At 38.3% G+C, this 17,905-nt stretch carries 17 protein-coding genes; 5 read left to right on the forward strand and 12 right to left on the reverse strand.

All coding sequences use genetic code 11. The features are described from left to right. Positions 1 to 173: 173 nt before the first annotated feature. Together H131_RS14785 and recD2 are read right to left on the reverse strand one after the other, a co-directional pair. On the reverse strand, positions 174 to 1,865 hold the full coding sequence (locus H131_RS14785; RefSeq protein WP_051112151.1) for a polysaccharide deacetylase family protein: 1,692 nt from the start codon (positions 1,863 to 1,865) through the stop codon (positions 174 to 176). A gap of 25 nt (positions 1,866 to 1,890) precedes the next feature. Continuing rightward, positions 1,891 to 4,332, reverse strand: a complete 2,442-nt coding sequence (gene recD2 / locus H131_RS14790) for an SF1B family DNA helicase RecD2 (protein WP_036130376.1) — start codon at positions 4,330 to 4,332, stop codon at positions 1,891 to 1,893. 194 nt (positions 4,333 to 4,526) lie between these two features. On the opposite strand from recD2, the gene hisA reads away from it, so the two are divergent. The 4 genes from hisA (at position 4,527) to H131_RS14810 (ending at position 7,241) form a co-directional block, all read left to right on the forward strand. Then, on the forward strand, positions 4,527 to 5,306 hold the full coding sequence (gene hisA / locus H131_RS14795; RefSeq protein WP_010859987.1) for a phosphoribosylformimino-5-aminoimidazole carboxamide ribotide isomerase: 780 nt from the start codon (positions 4,527 to 4,529) through the stop codon (positions 5,304 to 5,306). After that, positions 5,290 to 5,577, forward strand: coding sequence for a hypothetical protein (locus H131_RS14800; protein WP_010859988.1), 288 nt, complete (start codon positions 5,290 to 5,292; stop codon positions 5,575 to 5,577). Before hisA ends, H131_RS14800 begins: the two co-directional genes overlap by 17 nt. Positions 5,578 to 5,819: 242 nt before the next feature. Then, a complete protein-coding gene (locus H131_RS14805; RefSeq protein WP_010859989.1) occupies positions 5,820 to 6,554 on the forward strand; it encodes a GTP pyrophosphokinase in 735 nt (244 codons plus the stop codon). Positions 6,555 to 6,575: 21 nt separating this feature from the next. Continuing rightward, positions 6,576 to 7,241 carry a DedA family protein gene (locus H131_RS14810; protein WP_010859990.1) on the forward strand — a complete coding sequence of 222 codons (666 nt, stop codon included), beginning with the start codon at positions 6,576 to 6,578 and terminating at the stop codon, positions 7,239 to 7,241. A 587-nt stretch (positions 7,242 to 7,828) separates the two neighbouring features. On the opposite strand, the gene H131_RS14815 is transcribed toward H131_RS14810, so the two are convergent. The 4 genes from H131_RS14815 to cymR form a co-directional block, all read right to left on the reverse strand. Beyond that, positions 7,829 to 8,488, reverse strand: coding sequence for a tetratricopeptide repeat protein (locus tag H131_RS14815; RefSeq protein WP_036130382.1), 660 nt, complete (start codon positions 8,486 to 8,488; stop codon positions 7,829 to 7,831). Between the two features lie 201 nt (positions 8,489 to 8,689). Next, positions 8,690 to 9,814 (reverse strand): tRNA 2-thiouridine(34) synthase MnmA, encoded by a 1,125-nt coding sequence (gene mnmA, locus H131_RS14820; RefSeq protein WP_010859991.1) that lies wholly within the window; start codon positions 9,812 to 9,814, stop codon positions 8,690 to 8,692. Between the two features lie 111 nt (positions 9,815 to 9,925). Further along, on the reverse strand, positions 9,926 to 11,071 hold the full coding sequence (locus H131_RS14825; RefSeq protein ID WP_036130385.1) for a cysteine desulfurase family protein: 1,146 nt from the start codon (positions 11,069 to 11,071) through the stop codon (positions 9,926 to 9,928). Between the two features lie 226 nt (positions 11,072 to 11,297). Continuing rightward, positions 11,298 to 11,717 carry a cysteine metabolism transcriptional regulator CymR gene (gene cymR / locus H131_RS14830; protein ID WP_010859993.1) on the reverse strand — a complete coding sequence of 140 codons (420 nt, stop codon included), beginning with the start codon at positions 11,715 to 11,717 and terminating at the stop codon, positions 11,298 to 11,300. A 134-nt stretch (positions 11,718 to 11,851) separates the two neighbouring features. Here cymR and H131_RS14835 point away from each other — a divergent pair, with 134 nt between their 5' ends. Next, positions 11,852 to 13,141, forward strand: a complete 1,290-nt coding sequence (locus tag H131_RS14835; RefSeq protein ID WP_010859994.1) for a replication-associated recombination protein A — start codon at positions 11,852 to 11,854, stop codon at positions 13,139 to 13,141. Positions 13,142 to 13,170: 29 nt separating this feature from the next. On the opposite strand, the gene H131_RS25015 is transcribed toward H131_RS14835, so the two are convergent. The 6 genes from H131_RS25015 to H131_RS14860 form a co-directional block, all read right to left on the reverse strand. Continuing rightward, entirely contained in the window at positions 13,171 to 13,443 is a 273-nt protein-coding gene (locus H131_RS25015; protein WP_196228892.1) for a hypothetical protein, read from the reverse strand. Then, positions 13,440 to 14,150, reverse strand: coding sequence for a hypothetical protein (locus H131_RS14840; protein WP_036130390.1), 711 nt, complete (start codon positions 14,148 to 14,150; stop codon positions 13,440 to 13,442). The genes H131_RS25015 and H131_RS14840 overlap by 4 nt, the downstream gene beginning before the upstream one ends. A 402-nt stretch (positions 14,151 to 14,552) precedes the next feature. After that, entirely contained in the window at positions 14,553 to 15,071 is a 519-nt protein-coding gene (locus tag H131_RS14845; RefSeq protein ID WP_036130393.1) for a hypothetical protein, read from the reverse strand. 221 nt (positions 15,072 to 15,292) lie between these two features. Continuing rightward, the gene (locus H131_RS14850; RefSeq protein WP_036130395.1) at positions 15,293 to 15,679 is read right to left on the reverse strand and encodes a hypothetical protein; all 387 of its coding nucleotides are present in this window, start codon (positions 15,677 to 15,679) and stop codon (positions 15,293 to 15,295) included. A 219-nt stretch (positions 15,680 to 15,898) separates the two neighbouring features. After that, positions 15,899 to 16,660 (reverse strand): tRNA threonylcarbamoyladenosine dehydratase, encoded by a 762-nt coding sequence (locus H131_RS14855; protein ID WP_036130398.1) that lies wholly within the window; start codon positions 16,658 to 16,660, stop codon positions 15,899 to 15,901. Between the two features lie 276 nt (positions 16,661 to 16,936). Beyond that, a complete protein-coding gene (locus H131_RS14860; protein ID WP_036130400.1) occupies positions 16,937 to 17,815 on the reverse strand; it encodes a LysR family transcriptional regulator in 879 nt (292 codons plus the stop codon). Positions 17,816 to 17,905 lie beyond the last annotated feature (90 nt).

Consider the following 17,905-nt stretch of genomic DNA (forward strand, 5'->3'; position numbering starts at 1 on the left):
GTCGCCACGGACACCCTTGCTCTTGGCTAACCTCTACTTCTGTCTTCGGAGTTCGGGACTTGCACCCTATAGTTCATACGCATGCCGGGCGCACATCAAAAGGTTTCGAGAATGCTGAGCACTCTCGAAACCTTTTTTCTTCAAACTGAATTTAAATCAGATTGGGCAATTTGCTATTTGGTGTACGGGGAAACCATTTTTTGGAATTCCGCAAATGATGTTTTTTGATCGCTATACAAACGTTTAATTTGATAGGCATCATCATATGGATTATTATAGCCAGGCATTGTTGAAAACGCCATTGAAAATCCAGCTTCTTTTACAGCGTAAATCGTATTGGAATTGTATTGACCAAAAGGATAGGCAAATGCCTTGGCACCAGGAATGATCGTTAAGCTACGTTTTAAATCCTGTACCACTTCATGATATGGAATGAGCAACATTTTTCCTTTATTCCCCACAATATCATGTAAGTTATACGTATGTGACTCATACGTAAAAACATCTTGCATATTAGCCATATCTTGTCTTGAGATTGCCTGTAAGTCTGTATAATCAAACATTTGCTCCGCTGGCGAATGTTCATTACGATACGTAATTAAAAATTGCGTCGCTTGAAAACCATGTTTTTTTAGCACAGGATATGCATATTCACGTGTTGATAATAAGCCATCATCAAATGTTAATACGATGGAATACGCAGGCAATGTAATTTCATTTCGCATAAAACGTAATAATTCATCTATACTTACTGTTTCATAATTTTTACTTTTTAAATACTGCATTTCATTGGCAAACTGAACGTCTGTCATCGTTGTACTAACATTTTTAAAGCGACCAAGCTCATGTTCTTTTAAAAAATGGTGATACATCATCACAGGTACTCCTCGGTCTAATGCTACCTTTGAACTGTGAATATAGCCTTCACGTCCTCCAAGCGTAGTCACATACCAATTCGCTTCTTTTCGCAAAATCGGATATCGGCGATTTACATCTAGTTTCGCAAATGGTTGTAATTTACCTGAAGAACGATCATAAATATCACTATTAGCAGAAATAGGAATGAAATATTGGTTTTGCACCACATTATCTTTCCCTATATTTTTATAGGCAGGTGTATGAACAAATTTCACTTTCGATCTTTCAGCATAGACGAAGGTTTTGCCCCAACGCACTTGTACATAGGTCGCATCTTCCGCATTTGTCACCTCTAGCTGTTGTCCCTTTAATAAAGTAGCTATTGCCATCACATGATTTTCTCGACGCAAATCATAGAGTATGGTGTTTTCTAACGCTTCAATATAGCCATTTTCTTTACTTGGCAGTGTTGGCGTAGGTTTCTCAGTCGGTTTAGTCGATGGATTTGTTGTGTCTTCACCTTTTTCTTCTTCAACAAACTTACTATGTACATATCCAAGTCGGCCGTTCACAGCAATACCATACCAACTGCCCATCTTACTATAAATAGGGAAACGAACACCTTCTGACAGTGTTGCAAACTGTACCAGCTTGTTACCAGTATTATCATAAATCGGCGTGACGCTCGTAGCCACTATATAATCTTTTATCTGTACAACTGATGGTACGGTATTTTTATAGGTTGTAGTTGGCACAACTGTTGTAATACGTTTATCAACATACCCATAATTACCGCCCCATCTAATTTGCCACCAATTGGCTCCGTAATCTTTTGTTACAACAAAGGTTTGTCCAGCTGATAATGTTCCTACTTGTACAAGTGAGCCTGAACGATTATCAAAGACTGTTGCTTCCTCATTTACCTGAATGACCGTATTATTTGCATGTACTTCTTGCGCTAACGGCAAAAGCAGCATAAATAGGAGCAATAAAACGATGCGTTTCACTTTCTTCACCTCATAAATCTTTTATTTAATTACTTTCATCCATAAAATTATACGGTGTAACACCATCCATTCCAATCATTGGATGAATATGTGGCATTGTGTCTACCGTGAGCTGTGTAGGACCAGATTGCTTCTCTTCCTGCACAGTTGCATCAGTTGGAGATGCTTCTACTACTTCAATCATTTCCTCAGTTGCTTCCATCGGATTAAGTCGGGCACGCAACGAGGTAAAACGTTGTAAATCATCTGTACGCTGTAAACCACGCGCTAACACATCAGGTTCCCCACATAAAATGAGAAAATTTTTCGCCCGTGTAATGCCCGTATATAACAAATTACGACGTAGCATTTTCGAATAGCCACGCACTACCGGCATAATAACTGTTTGAAACTCCGAGCCCTGCGATTTGTGAATAGAGCAGCAATAAGCAAGTGTCAATTGGTTAAGATCACTACGTTGATAGGTCACTTCAATACCATCGAAAGACACAACGAGTAAGTCTTGCTTGTCGATCGTTTCCTTTGCTTTAATGATACTAATCACTTCACCCATATCGCCGTTAAAGACATTACTTTCCGGTTGATTGACGAGCTGAAGCACTTTATCCTTTATCCGATAGGTTACATCACCAAAGACAAGTTCTTTTCTTGAGCCTGTATCATTTGGATTAATAAGCTCTTGAATCATTTTATTTAAATTATCAATTCCCGCTGGTCCTTTATACATTGGCGCTAGTACTTGAATATTTCGAATTTCTTGCCCTTTTGCCACAGCACTTTTGACAACCTGTGTGACGACATTTGCCACTTGCTCTGATGAGGCTTTAATAAATGAACGATCTGATGTTTTAACTGTTAAATCATGTGCTATCGTGCCGCGTTTTATTTGGTGGGCTAGTTCAATAATTGTCGAGCCTTCTGCTTGACGATAAACGTCTGTTAATTCTACGGTAGGAATTTGCTGAGAGGCAAGTAAATCCTTTAAAACTTGTCCAGGCCCTACTGGTGGCAACTGATCCTGATCACCTACAAATACTACCTGTACGTCCTCATGTAATGATTTCAACAATTGATGAGCAAGCCATGTATCAACCATTGACATTTCATCAACAATAATAAGCTTACCTGTCACTTCACGCTCAGTTTCCTCTTCTTTTTCTTGCCCTGTAAAACCTAATAAACGATGAATCGTCATTGCAGGTAGCTCAGTCGACTCTGATAAACGCTTCGCTGCACGGCCAGTAGGTGCACATAAAATAATAGGAAAGGGCTCTTCTTTTTGCGCGTACTCTTTTGGATTAAGTGATAGCCCATGTAGTTTTGCATAGACCTCCACGACACCTCTTACAACGGTTGTTTTCCCTGTTCCTGGTCCACCTGTTAAAATCATCACTGCTGAATTGAGGGCTTGCTCAATCGCGAAGGCTTGTGTTTCGGCATATGTGACGTTTAGTAACTCTTCCGTTTCACCGATTGCCTTACGAATCTCATCCTTACTAAAATGTTCAGCCTTACTGTTACGTTCGGTTAACGCTAAAATTTTGGAGGCAATACCGACCTCTGAAAAATATAAGGATGGCAAATAAAGCCTCGTTTCTTCGCCATAAATCTTACTTTCCTCTCGCATTTCAATACAAGCCCTTGAAATTGCCTCAAAAGGAATTTCCTCACGTTGACTTTGTTCCAGCATGTCTTTTACTTGTGGTAATACATGCTCAGCATCTAAATACACATGTCCATCTGATAGTGCTGCTGTATTTAAGATGTGTAAAATCGCAGCCTTGATACGGTCAGGGTGATTGCCCTTAATACCTAATTTTTCACCAAGCTCGTCCGCACGTAAAAAGCCAACACCCTCGATATCTTCAATAAGGCGATAAGGATTCTCTGTTAATAATTCAATTGCTTCGGTACGATATGTTTGGTAAATTTTCATTCCGAGCTGTGGTCCAAAGCCCCAGTCATTGAGCTGAATCATGACACGTTCTAAACCAAGATTTTGTTCAATTGTACGATGGATAATCTCTTTTTTTTCAGCGGATAAACGAGGTACGACATCGAGTGCACTTGGATCCTCTAGAATAAGACGCAACGCATTGGCACCAAGCTTTTCAACAATTGTTTCTGCTGTTTTTCTACCAATACCAACAAATAGGTCACTTGATAAGTAATGGACAATCCCCTGTTCAGTGGCTGGCACTTCTTTTGCAAACGTCTCAATTTGAAATTGTACACCATATTTTGGATGTTGTCTCAATATTCCAGTAAATCGGTACTGTTCATCCATTTGCAGTGGCGGAAAATAACCGACAACTATAATTTCCTTATCGTCATATTGTAAATTCGTTTCTTGAATTTTCACACGGACGATGGAATACATATTTTGCGCATTATGAAAAATTGAGACGATAGGACGTCCGAGAATAAAAAATTTATTCAGCTCAAATAAATCTAGGTTTTCTGCCATTTGTCGTTCGTCCCTTTCTCGTTCATTTCAATCTTTTTATTTTACCACAGCATGCCTAGAAAAATCGTTTTAAGATAGAAATCCGTAAAATCTTTTATCATTATTTTGACAAATGACAATTCACGGCTATTTTAACAATTTCCATGCTATGATATAAAGAATGAAAGTGTTGTACGGGAAGGATTGTGGAACTATTGGAATTTAGACCTTGCATTGATTTACACGATGGCAAAGTAAAGCAAATAGTTGGCAGTACACTTGGACATGAAGATCAAGCAGTTGTTGAAAATTTCATTTCTACGCATGATTCTCATTACTATGCCAATATGTTTGCGAAAGACCAGTTAACGGGTGGTCATGTCATTATGCTTGGTAGCGGGAACGAAGAAGCCGCGTTTGCAGCGTTAAGTGCTTATCCCGGTGGTTTACAGGTTGGTGGTGGCATAAACAGTAAAAATGCACAACAATATATTGATGCAGGTGCTTCACATGTGATTGTGACTTCATTCATTTTCCATGATGGCAAGCTCGATATTGGCCGCCTAGAACAATTAGTAAACGCTGTGGGAAAAGAACATCTTGTTATCGATTTAAGCTGCCGTATGCGTGATGGCAAATGGTTTGTTGTCACTGATAAATGGACGAAGTTTAGCGATTTTGAAGTGAATGCTGCTTCCATTGCATATATTGAAGGCTTTTGCGATGAACTTCTAATTCACGCTGTTGATGTAGAAGGAAAAAAAGGTGGCATGCAAGAAAGCTTAGTACATGATTTAGCGGCTTGGACTTCGATTCCAACAACCTATGCAGGGGGTGTTCGTTCTCTAGACGATTTGGCAACCTTCGAGAAAATCGCGAACGGTAAGCTGCATGTGACAATCGGTAGTGCCCTATCTATTTTTGGAGGAGACTTACTTTATTCAGATGTTGTAAATTATTGTGAAAAGGCGGGCTATGATGAAACTAATATATAAAGATTATGTTTTTCCATTCAAAGAAACCAATTTAGAGCGCATCATTGATGGCAAGTATTTTAAAGTGAATACTTTTGATGATTCTTTATCCTTACACGTACAACTTGATAACGAGCAAATGCTGTTAGAATTTTCGAAATCATTAAAAGCGACATGTGGTTTCTTGCGTGATCAAGAAACTGAACCTTATATCGGCACCTATATCGATTTACAGTTATTTGTCGAGGAGTTTAATAAACGATACAACTTAAATGCTGAAATTATCGTATAATGCGAGAAAAACCTATCTTCCCTGTTGAAGATAGGTTTTTCTGTTTGGAGCACTTATTTCTAATTTCATGTAAATTTTGTTAAGCTTAAAAGTGGGAAGTTTAAAGGACTAGCGAAAACTGATGAAATGTACAGCTAAATAAAACCACCATAAGCAACCTCGTAACTCGATACATTAATTTACTACGTGTGGGACTCCCACTACCAATCGTTTATTTTATCTTAGAAAGGATTTCACAATATATGAAAAACGAATTCGAAACAACTACCTTAAAAACCTTCCAAACAGAGCTAACGCGTTTCTTTTTAGGATATAAATTTGCACTGAATGAAATTGAGACGAAAATAAACATATTAAAAGAAGAATTTAAGCTCATTCACGACTATAATCCGATCGAACATGTGTCAACTCGAATAAAATCACCAAAAAGTATTTTGTTAAAAGTGAAGAAAAAGGAATTAGAGCCTTCAATTAACGCTATTCGCGAAAATATTCGTGACATTGCTGGCGTACGTATTACTTGCTCATTTGTGGAGGACATTTATAAAGTGAGTGCTATGCTTCAGGCGCAAAGTGATATTGAAGTCGTTGATGTAAAGGATTATATTGCCGAACCAAAAGAAAACGGCTATCAAAGCTTACATCTCATCATTACAATTCCTATATTCATGTCGGACCGTGTGGAAAAAGTATTCACTGAAATTCAAATCCGCACAATTGCGATGGATTTTTGGGCCAGCTTAGAGCATAAAATCTATTATAAATATAATAAAGAGGTCCCTATGCATATTCGGACGGAACTAAAAGATGCAGCACTTCAAGCAGCTGAACTTGATCGCAAAATGGAACGTCTTAATAAGGAAATAAATATATTAAAAGCCAATGAAACAGAATCATCGTTTATAGACGAGACACCTGTTGCTCATTTAGCAAAATATTTGTCTCTTTTAATATCTGACCAGGAAGTCGTTGAATAATGCAGAAAGGAATTTCCTATTATGCAAAAAACCCTGACCTTTTTAAAGACAATTGATACTGAATTATATCGCTACATTGTTGAATACGGTATCGTTATGTATATCGTGTTATTTTTCATCATTTATGCCAAAACAGCATTTATCTTATTAACCTTTCTCCCTGGTGATTCTACAGTCTTTGCCAGTGGTACAATTGCTGCGATTGGTCATTTAAATATTTGGTTGTTGTTTCTATTATTTTTCATCGCTACCGTTGTAGGTGATGCACAAAACTATACAATCGGTAAATTTTTAAATAATACAAAAGCAAAATCATGGCGTTTTTCTCCACTTCGCTTTATTCCAGATAAGACAATTTTGAAGGCTACAAATTTTTTAGAACGCTATGGGAAAATTGCCATTACTTTTTCCCGCTTTGTGCCATTAATGCGCACCACCGTACCGTTTGTAAGTGGTTTTACTTCCTACAGTTTTCAAAATTTCTTTATTCACAATTGTCTAGGTGCACTTATTTGGACAATCGTATGGCTGTTTTCAGGCTTTGCACTCGGCAATATCCCATGGATTGCAGATAACTTATTTTTATCTTTAATGTTTATTTCATTAACAGCTTTTATCCCTGCAATTGGCGCTTTTATTTTTGAATATATAAGAAAGTACACAAAAAAAACTCGTCATCTACAGTAGTAGAGACGAGCCAGACTCACGACAAAAGGTATTCGAACTGATCACATTCCGAATACCTTTTGAAATTTCATCAGAAATAGTAGTTACAAATAATCCCTATGAACGACAGGAGTACGCTACGAGCAACTGTTTTCTGACATTCGGTAAACTTTACCATGTTCAATTAGATAGCTTCTTCAAACTCATGGCAAAAAGTAAGCATCGCCTGCATGAAAAAATATTTATCCATAGTAAAATTTTCAGACGTATACCATGATTTTCTTTCACAAAACACGTTTAATGATTTTCTGATGTCAGCATTTCTAATGGATGTCGTTCATTATTACTATTTTTCGTCATCCTATCCATCACCTCAATCATTTATAGTTACACTCGTTGATTGGAGCGCAGGCGGCGACTTCTGCGGGAATCGCATGAGCTGAAGGCCTCGCAGGAGCGTAGCGACGAGGAGACTGAAGCCATGCCCGCGAAAAGCGTCCGCCGTAGCGGAAATCAACGGGTTCATATAAATATTTCTATTTTTAAAAGAAAACAAACTGTAAACAACTCAATTTTTTGAGTTGACTACAGTCTGACGAGCTTTTTCATTAATTAAATCGTTGTGCTATCATGTCGTAAATATAACGTGCCTGTTCGTATTCAGGCTGTAACGTAAAGGCTTGTTTTAAGTGATACATGGCATCTTCTGTTTGCTCTGTCGATACCGCGTAAAGTACACCTAAATTGTAATGCGCATCTGCATTATTCCAATCCTGTTCGATTAAGAAGTCCAATTCTTTTTTACCTTCGTCGAACATTTCTAATGCACAAAGTACAATTGCGTAAGCTAAACGAATTTGTGTATCCTCTGGCGAAAGCTCCGCTGCACGTTGTAAATATGGTAAGGCTAGCTTGGGATTTTCCATACGTTCAAAGCATTTACCCATCATGTAATACACGTCGGCACCCTCGATTTTATGTGTCACCGCTTGCTCATAAAGTTTCAACGCTTCGGCAAAACGCTCGGCATTAAAATATAAATTAGCTAAGCCGTAGTAAGCCGTTGCAGCCGAATTATCCACTGTAATAGCCTTTTGGAAAAAACGCTCTGCGCGCTCTGTGTCCTCTAGTACCGCTAACAAATTACCAAAATTCACATATCCAATTGCATTTTCAGGCTCAGCTTCTATTGCCTGTGTAAAAAGCTGGGCCGCATCTTCATAACGTTTTTCTTGAAATGCTAGAATGCCCTGTTCATTAAAATCCATTTTTTCACCTCTATGTAGCGAAAGACTGCTCGTTCATTACCTACGGATATTAAACTATGCAAGCACTGTTCAATATCCGTGGCATTCACCAGAGAGTATATCACTTAACTCAATTTTGTACCCTTCCACTGAATGAAAACACATATCATCAATAGTTGGGAAATATATACTACATCAGGTTAACGGCAGCCTAATCACAAGTTATCCAACATATGTTAATTTTTCATTATTTTTAAAGACTTCATCTATTGTCCCGCCGCCTAAGCACACTTCACCATCATATAATACAACAGCTTGTCCAGGCGTAATAGCACGTACAGGGTCAGCAAATGTAATATGTGTACGACCGTCCTCTAAAATTTCCACTTCTACTGGTGTATCCGTTTGTCGATAACGGAATTTCGCCGTGCATGAAAATTTCCCGGGCAATTTTTTTGTCGAAGTATAGCTCATTTTTACAGCTGTTAGTGAAGTAGAGTACACTGCATCATGGTGGAAGCCTTGTCCAACAAGTAGCACGTTTCGTTCTAAGTCTTTGCCGAGCACAAACCAAGGTTCACCGTCTCCACCAATACCAAGGCCATGACGTTGACCTAGTGTATAATACATTAAGCCATCATGTTGACCCATTACAACGCCATCCATCGTTTCCATTTTACCAGGTTGAGCGGGTAAATATTGACTTAAAAATCCTTTAAAATTACGCTCACCGATGAAACAAATGCCTGTCGAATCTTTTTTCTTGGCAGTAGCAAGACCAGCTTCTTCTGCAATTTTGCGCACTTCTTTTTTCTCAATATCACCAATTGGGAACATTACATGACTTAGCTGTTCCTGAGATAATTGGTTGAGGAAATAAGTTTGATCTTTATTGTCATCAACACCACGAAGCATTTGAACTTCGCCCTCACCACTACGATCGATGCGTGCGTAGTGCCCAGTCGCCAAATAATCTGCACCCAAATTCATCGCGTGCTCAAGAAAAGCTTTAAACTTAATTTCCTTATTGCACATGACATCAGGATTTGGTGTACGCCCTGCTTTATATTCTTCTAAAAAGTAAGTGAAAACCTTATCCCAATATTGCTTTTCAAAATTCACTGCATAGTAGGGTATACCGATTTGGTTACATACTTTAATGACATCATCATAGTCTTCTGTAGCTGTACAAACACCATTTTCGTCTGTATCATCCCAGTTCTTCATAAAAATCCCGATTACTTCATAACCTTGCTGCTTTAACAAGTATGCCGCAACCGAAGAATCTACCCCACCCGACATGCCGACAACGACTCGAATTTGTGATGGGTTACGTGTTTCTTTCATTTGCTGTCACCTTTTCTTTCAATCAATTTCACCACAACGAACAACAAAAGTGATATTCGTCAGAGTTGTTAAATTATCTGCTCATTTTAAAAACAGTGTAGTTGTCACTTATTAATTTGCGAGTCTTCGTACAATTGTTGCTGTTTTTTCTGCGGCTTGTCGTACATCATCTTCCGTTAAACCTTCACCAAAGCTAAAACGAATTGAATTGCGTAATTCCTCAGCGCCTTGCCCAAACATCGCAACTAACACATGTGAAGGTTCAATTGAGCCCGCTGTACACGCTGAACCACTTGAGGCACAAATGCCCGCCATATCAAGATTTACTAAAAATGATTCTACTTCCATGCCTGTAAAGCTTATATTCAATACATGTGGTAGTACATCTTTTGTATCTCCATTTACATGGAATGACAGTTTTCCTTGTGTGAAAACATCAAGCATAATTTGCTTAAAGTGATTGTACAGTGCACGCTTGTCTGAACGCAACTCACTTGCACTTTGGACGGCTGCAGCAAAAGCAAGAACAGCAGGTACATTTTCAGTACCCGCACGACGTTTTTTCTCCTGTGAACCACCAAGTATATAACTAGCGAGCGGCGTACCTGTCTTGTGATAAAGGAAGCCAATTCCTTTAGGTCCATTCATCTTATGTGCAGATACACTTAACAAATCAACTTGTAACTCTGTTACATCAAATGTCTCTAATCCATAGGCCTGTACAGCATCTGTATGGAATGTCGCTTGATGGTTGCGTAACAACTCACCAATTTCAGCAATTGGTTGAATGGTACCAACCTCATTATTACCGTACATAATCGTTACTAGTATCGTTTCCTCACGGAGTGCCCTCTGAACCGCTTCTACAGAAACGCGCCCCTCGGTATCTACTGGTAAATATGTCACATCAAAGCCTTCTCGCTCAAGCTTTTCGCACGTATGTAACACTGCATGATGTTCAATTTGTGTTGTAATAATATGCTTACCTTCAGTAGCGCGTGCATAAGCTGTACCTAGAATCGCTGTATTATCAGCTTCTGTGCCGCCACTTGTTAGAATAATTTCACCTGACTTTGCACCGATGGACTGCGCCAGTACTTCACGTGCATCATCTAATTGTTTGCGTGACTCTCTACCTGCACCATGAATGCTTGATGCATTCCCATATACCGCACGCATCGCTAAAGTCATAGCGTCAATTACCTTGTCATTCATTGGTGATGTCGCTGCATGATCAAGATAGATGTATGAATTCATGTTGAAAACTCCTTTATACGAAAAGCGCTAAAGTGCCCTTTTACCCTCGACGATCAGTTGCCATAAAAACATCACACCTTGGATGATTACCGAACTCCCAGCATGTCGAAAAAATCACAGTAAAGTGCGAATTCACACTTCTACAGGGGATTTCTTGACACCATGAGTCCACAGCTATGTGGCAACAATTAACATCTCGAAGGGTGGCGCTTTAGCCTAGACTTTTTTAAATATAGAACATATAGCCATCTACTACATTTCCTTCTGTGTATTGTGCTAAATCTTCAATTGTCGTTGTATCTAAAACATTTTTTACAGCGTCACGGATTCGAAGCCACAACTCACGTTGAGGTGCTTCTTCATTTTCGATTCCTTCTACCGGCTGGATTGGACCTTCTAAGACACTAATAACACTCGCTGCCGAAATTTCACTTGGTGGATTCGCTAACATATAACCACCGTATGCACCGCGCACACTTTTTACTAAGCCTGAGTTACGTAATGGCGATACTAATTGCTCTAAGTATGCTTCAGAAAGTTCCTTTTCTGCGGCAATTTTACGTAGTGGAATTGGACCTTCACCATAATGTTTTGCCAATTCAATCATAATTGTCAGCCCGTAGCGGCCCTTTGTTGAAATTTTCATTTTATCACCCTCATTAGTCTAGTCAAAATACTAAAGACAGTATATCATAATATCCGCTCGTAGAACTCGGAAATAGTCCTATAACGATATGATATACTATAAATTAGAACAAGCGTACGAACGGAGGATGACTTTTGCATAATGAACCACTTGCTTATCGCATGCGACCACATACACTCGATGAAATCGTTGGTCAACAAGATTTCGTCGGACCTGATACCGCTCTTTATAAAATGATTCAAAATGGACATGTCCCGTCCATGTTACTTTATGGTGAACCAGGTATTGGCAAAACGTCAATTGCCAATGCAATTGCTGGTAGCTCGCAGCTGTCATACTTTTCTTTAAATGCGACTCGCGCAGGGAAAAAAGATGTGGAGGACATTGTACAGGAAGCAAGAATATCCGGTAAAGTCCTACTTTTTTTGGACGAAATTCATCGCTTTAATAAATTACAGCAGGATACGTTATTACCACACGTTGAAAACGGCTCCATCGTGTTGATTGGAGCCACTACAGAGAATCCATATCATGATGTGAATCCAGCTATTCGCTCGCGCTGTGGGGAAATCCACCAGTTAAAACGGCTAACTACTGAGAATTTAGTTGAGCTCATCAAAAAGGCCCTTACTGATGAGAAGCAAGGGCTTGGTAAATATGAATTTGTGCTATCGGAAGAACAAATTGAACAAATTGCAACAGCGGCTAATGGTGATGCTCGTAAAGCACTTACTTTACTTGAATCGATTTACTATGCGAGCGATGAAGTAAATGGACAAACAATTGCCTCAAACCATATCATCGAACACCTCATCGGGCGAATAGGTGTATACGGTGATAAAAACGGGTCTCATTTTTATAATTTACTGTCCGCCCTGCAAAAATCAGTGCGTGGAAGTGATACGAATGCCGCATTATATTATTTAGCACATTTGTTGGAAAGCGGTGATTTAGTAGCTGTTAGTCGACGCTTACTCGTTATGGCTTATGAAGATATCGGACTTGCTAATCCAGATGTCGGTGCCCATATGCTCGCCGCCGTGCAAGCAGCAGAACGGCTCGGCTTACCTGAGGCCCGTATCCCCCTAGCAAGTGCTGTCATTGAAATGTGCCTTGCTTCGAAATCAAATTCTGCCATTTTAGCAATTGATGCGGCCATTGCCAGCATCAACGAGGGGAAAACAGGTGATATTCCACTTCATCTACGTGACGCTCATTACAGTGATGCACAAGATTTAGGTCATGTTGGCTACAAATACCCTCACAATAGCCCTCTCGGCACTTTCGGCGGCTGGGTGGATCAGCAGTATTTACCTGACGCACTGGTTGACACAGAATTTTACAAGCCCGTTATTGCAGGCGAAGAGAAACGAATGGCAGGTATCTACGAAAAATTGAAAACGTTTCAGCATAATAAGAAGTGATGCCGCTGGAAGTCGCATCACTTTTTTTACTATTTAACTTGTAATTTTGATACTGAGTGGGCAAGCGTACCGATCACAAGTGATACACGTTCCATATCAAAACGCACGTGTTGAATTTGCGCCATCATCTTCCTCCTTTGACTTTGATACCAGATTGACAACACAGACATTAAAAGGTATCCAATCAAAAGTACCACTCGTGAAGTCGCCGTCTTACGCTCCATCAAAAAAATTAATTCACATAACAACGGATTAATTTTTCTGATAATAAGAAAAACAGGATAACTGTTTTTGGCAATCATCCTGTAAAACCTGCTTTATTGTTTGTGTATCGATTACTATAAAATAAATTTAATGTTTCGGCTACATTTCGCATTGAAGGTAATGTTGTCATTTCTTTGGCATCAACTTTTTCATGTAAATAGTTAACAAAATTATATGTTTGAAACAGTAAGCTAGCAAACTCTTGATTATTATTCTGTACCTCTAAGCGTATTGATTTCACTGCAATTGCTTGAGCCACTGCCTGTTCTCTCGTTATGGAAGTTTGGTCGTCATCAGCATTATCATCTGTCGTTCGATATAGGAACTTTAAAGCATCGTAAACCGCCTGATTGTCGCTAAATCGCTCCTTTAGCCACTGCATCACAAATTGTAAAAAGATAACGGCATAAATGAGTGAAAGACATTCATTTTCACGAGACTTTGCTGCCAAACGTTTAAAGTGCTCCTCTTGCGTCACTAACTCGAAAAGAATCAAACGAATCGGATACAACATTGCATGTCCGCTATTGATAAATAATTTTTCAAGGTCTTTGTACATTGCCAGCCAAATATCCCTCACCAACGAAATAGATTTTCTAGTAGATAGCGCCAATTGACATTGTATGAGCCCCTGTTCAAGCGTTGGTTTTATAAGTTGATTAAACAATAATTCATCCTCTTTGCTGACTAATAGAAGCGGTTTTTCTAAATCAAACAAATCGATTTCAATGCCGTTTACTAACATTGCTAAGCCCCCTTCCTACAAAGTGATATGTTGAGCTCTACTACTTTTTCACATTTCTACTTCATGCATTTATCCTATATTAACCTTGTTGATTGGCATCTTTCTGCTTTTTTTATCTATATTTCGACATAAAACTTTAAATACCTCTATTGGCTGTAGCTTACATATCAGCAAAATTCCTTGCCTTACAAAAAGACCGTACGCTAATTTTAAAGATAAAGTGAAACTTCAAGCAGTGGGAGTTCTTCATCCCCACTGCTTGTTTCGGGCTTTTACGGTCAGTTGATCGTCCACCCCGTTCACTTATTGTCATCTTTCCACTTGGCGTCGGCTTACTGACCGTTATGGCGGGATCAAAAAAACCATTGCCTCTTTACTAATGACAATGGTAAAAATTCAATATTATTCAGTGGTTTCCTTCTCAACAAAGACTTTAAATTGATGTAAACATTGTTTCACATCACCTTTTTGCGCTAAAACTCCTTCGCGCAGTGCAGTAGTCTTTTCATCATCTCCAACAACTTCATGATAGAGTGCAAAAATAGCTGTCAAAAATTCTTCATTTTCTTCCTGTTCAATACTTGGTAATGAGTAGGCAGCAATAGCCAATAATCGCTCCACTTTTTCTGGTGTTTTTTGCAGCTCATTTGTTGCATAATAGGTAGATGCTGCTAAAAAATAGCAAAGCTTTGCACTACAATCTATAAACAGGTGCCAATACGTATTCGCAGTCGGTAATTCACCAGCCAGACCAGCCACATGCTCTTTATAAAAGGTTGTTACTTGTACATATAAAGGTTTTAGTCCTCGCATTGCCTTTGTATAATTGTTAGATGTGTCCAGATAGTCAAATACAATACTATTCATTTTGTCTTGGAGTTTTACAATATCTAAATGATCACGAATTACTTGTATTTCCATTTTCCCACTCTCCCATGTTCTCATTTGTTTTATCAAACGCCAGTCCAACTTCCCCTAAGTAGTCCTGTACATTCCAAACAAATTTACTACTTGTGTATATATATTGGAATTATTCAAATTATAGCAATAAACCAAAAGAAGAAGTGAGCTCATGAAAAAAATAAGGCAATTTCGTGAATTCTTAGCATTTTGCGAACGTGAGATTTATTATCTTGGTAAAATTAAACTCTTTGCACGTAGACATCAAACAGGAATTGTTCTTTTTCTCCATCAATTATTTCTACGATACAGCCATTGACATACTTTTTAATTCTATGTTTTGGACTATAAAAATACGCATTATTGGAAATTAGCCATTCGCTTAACGTCAGTTCACTGGCAGGTTGTTGCTCTGTTAATATACGTTTATGACGAAGTATATCAGCCATTTTATAAAAACCATCTGATAATTCATAAGCAGATACATCAAAATTGAAAATAGGTGTCACAACCTGTCCAACATCAAAAATATGTATTGTCCGTCTAGCCTCATCAATTGCTAACTCCACTGTGCTAATTTCATCGAATAGATTCAAGCCTCTATATTCCATTTGATAAATTTGCTCCATTATAATGCCTCCTCATTTTTCAACTGTCCTATTGTAACATAGAAAAAGTAGCCGTCTCTAAAGTCACTTGAGACGACTACTTTCTGTTTCAAAAAAACTCCAGTATATAGCACTTACTTTTTGGAAAGCACTCCTCATCAAAACGAAATGACTCATCATTTTTCAGAAGTTAATACTAAAAGAAATATTGTTTGAAGCTATATACTATAGAACACTGAATTAGCCTTGCACACGTGTAATTTTCACATCTGCTAAAATGGTGTTCACTACCCAACTTGCGGCAATTAAACCTGCAACTGAGGGTACAAAGGCATTGGAAGATGGGGGCATTTTCGCCTTACGAATGGCTGCATCAGGTTTTCCTACATGTTCTACAACATCTGGACGCACCACAATCGGACTTTCATCGGAGAACACGACAGTTATGCCTTTATGAATGCCATCTTTCCGTAGTTTTGTGCGTATGACTTTTGCCAATGGATCTGTATGTGTTTTAGAAATATCGGCAATTTTGAAGCGTGTTGGATCCATTTTATTTGCCGCTCCCATGCTTGATATAATAGGGATATTACGCTTTAGGCATTCTTTCATAATATGGATTTTATACATCACTGTATCACTCGCATCAATGACATAGTCAATGCCCTGTGCAAAGAATTCCTCATATGTTTCTTCCGTATAAAACATATGCATATCAATCACTTCACACTCTGGATTAATATCAGCTATGCGCTCTTTCATGGTACCTGATTTTGATTTACCTACCGTTGAAAGATATGCGACTAGTTGACGATTGACGTTCGTAATATCTACATTATCCTTATCTACTAAAATGATACGGCCAATACCACTGCGTGCACATGCCTCCGCTGCAAATGACCCGACACCACCAACACCTAAAATGGCCACTGTTGTATTTTTTAAAAGTTCGAGTCCCTCTGTGCCAATTGCGAGCTCGTTACGTGAAAATTGATGTAACATTCCTACACTCTCCATTTATTGAAATTTTTATTAGTAAACCTAGTTATATACTAAGATAAAATCAAACCTATATTACATTTTATCACGATATTCATCAAGTGAAAATTACTACGAAAATAAGTTGTTAGGCAAATTCGATAAAAATAGCGCTTTTTTCATATTAAATAAACGAGAATTGAAATTCGCCCGATTCCCCAAATGTGGGAAAATGGGACTTTTACATTCAGCATTTTAGCAGTAATAATCTTTCTTCCAAGAGTACAAGGCTTTGATAAGTCAGTTCTTACTTTTAAAAACCTTTTTCGCAACTGCAAGAAATTCTCTAACTGCAGGGGACGCTTCTTTTACAGAAGGACAAGCTAAAGCCACATGACGCCAATGGGTTAAATTTAAGGTACCTAATTGAACGTTTGGCTGCGTTTTTAAAAATAACTCCGGACCAATTGTAATGCCAAGACCTTCCTGTACCATATTTGCTATTGTATTACAATCATGCACTTCAAAACGAATAGTTGGGTGTATATTTTCTTGCTTAAACAAAGCTTCAATATGCCGTTGATACATCCCTGTTGGCATAATAAAAGGTTCTTTTTGCAAATCTTGAATATTTATAATTTCTTGGTAATTCAACATATGATTACGGGGAAATGCTACAACCATTTTATCTTTAATAAGAGGTATTATTTCAAATGTCGAAGTTGAATCCATTTCTACAACAAACCCAATGTCAATAATACCAATATTTAGCCATTCTGTTATTTCCTCATATGAACCCTCATAAAATTTAAACTCTATTTGTGAATGCTTTTTCTGAAATTCAGAAAGTATTTTCGGTAATAAACAGGATGATGCACTGGCAAAAGTACCGATACGAATCGTACCTATTTCTAGATTTCTAACTAATGCAATCTCCTGATTAATATGTTCCATTCTATTTAAAATTTCTCTGATGTGAAGAAGTGATTTTTGCCCTATCTCAGTCAGTGTAATCCCCTTTCTTCGATCACGATTTATTAATAAAACTCCCCACTCTGATTCTAAACTCGTCATAGCATGACTCACTGCAGACTGGGTCATATTTAATTGTTGAGAAGCTTTCGTAAAGCTTCCAAGCTCTGCAATTTTACTAAATACTTCAAAACGCGCAAAACTCATGAGTAAACGCTCATCTCCTTTATGAAAAATATCAATTTTACTCATGATATCATGTTAGATAAAATAAAAAACACGATAGAAAAAGGAGTG

Origin of the sequence: Lysinibacillus sphaericus OT4b.31, assembly GCF_000392615.1 — a bacterium.
Lineage (GTDB): Bacteria > Bacillota > Bacilli > Bacillales_A > Planococcaceae > Lysinibacillus > Lysinibacillus sphaericus_B.

Coding starts and splice junctions, on each gene's coding strand:
- recD2 (WP_036130376.1), bottom strand. CDS start 4,332: ATGGCAGAAAACCTAGATTTATTTGAGCTGAATAAATTTTTTATTCTC.
- H131_RS14800 (WP_010859988.1), top strand. CDS start 5,290: ATGAAACTAATATATAAAGATTATGTTTTTCCATTCAAAGAAACCAAT.
- H131_RS14805 (WP_010859989.1), top strand. CDS start 5,820: ATGAAAAACGAATTCGAAACAACTACCTTAAAAACCTTCCAAACAGAG.
- H131_RS14810 (WP_010859990.1), top strand. CDS start 6,576: ATGCAAAAAACCCTGACCTTTTTAAAGACAATTGATACTGAATTATAT.
- H131_RS14815 (WP_036130382.1), bottom strand. CDS start 8,488: ATGGATTTTAATGAACAGGGCATTCTAGCATTTCAAGAAAAACGTTAT.
- mnmA (WP_010859991.1), bottom strand. CDS start 9,814: ATGAAAGAAACACGTAACCCATCACAAATTCGAGTCGTTGTCGGCATG.
- H131_RS14825 (WP_036130385.1), bottom strand. CDS start 11,071: ATGAATTCATACATCTATCTTGATCATGCAGCGACATCACCAATGAAT.
- cymR (WP_010859993.1), bottom strand. CDS start 11,717: ATGAAAATTTCAACAAAGGGCCGCTACGGGCTGACAATTATGATTGAA.
- H131_RS25015 (WP_196228892.1), bottom strand. CDS start 13,443: ATGATTGCCAAAAACAGTTATCCTGTTTTTCTTATTATCAGAAAAATT.
- H131_RS14840 (WP_036130390.1), bottom strand. CDS start 14,150: ATGTTAGTAAACGGCATTGAAATCGATTTGTTTGATTTAGAAAAACCG.
- H131_RS14845 (WP_036130393.1), bottom strand. CDS start 15,071: ATGGAAATACAAGTAATTCGTGATCATTTAGATATTGTAAAACTCCAA.
- H131_RS14850 (WP_036130395.1), bottom strand. CDS start 15,679: ATGGAGCAAATTTATCAAATGGAATATAGAGGCTTGAATCTATTCGAT.
- H131_RS14855 (WP_036130398.1), bottom strand. CDS start 16,660: ATGTTACATCAATTTTCACGTAACGAGCTCGCAATTGGCACAGAGGGA.
- H131_RS14860 (WP_036130400.1), bottom strand. CDS start 17,815: ATGAGTTTTGCGCGTTTTGAAGTATTTAGTAAAATTGCAGAGCTTGGA.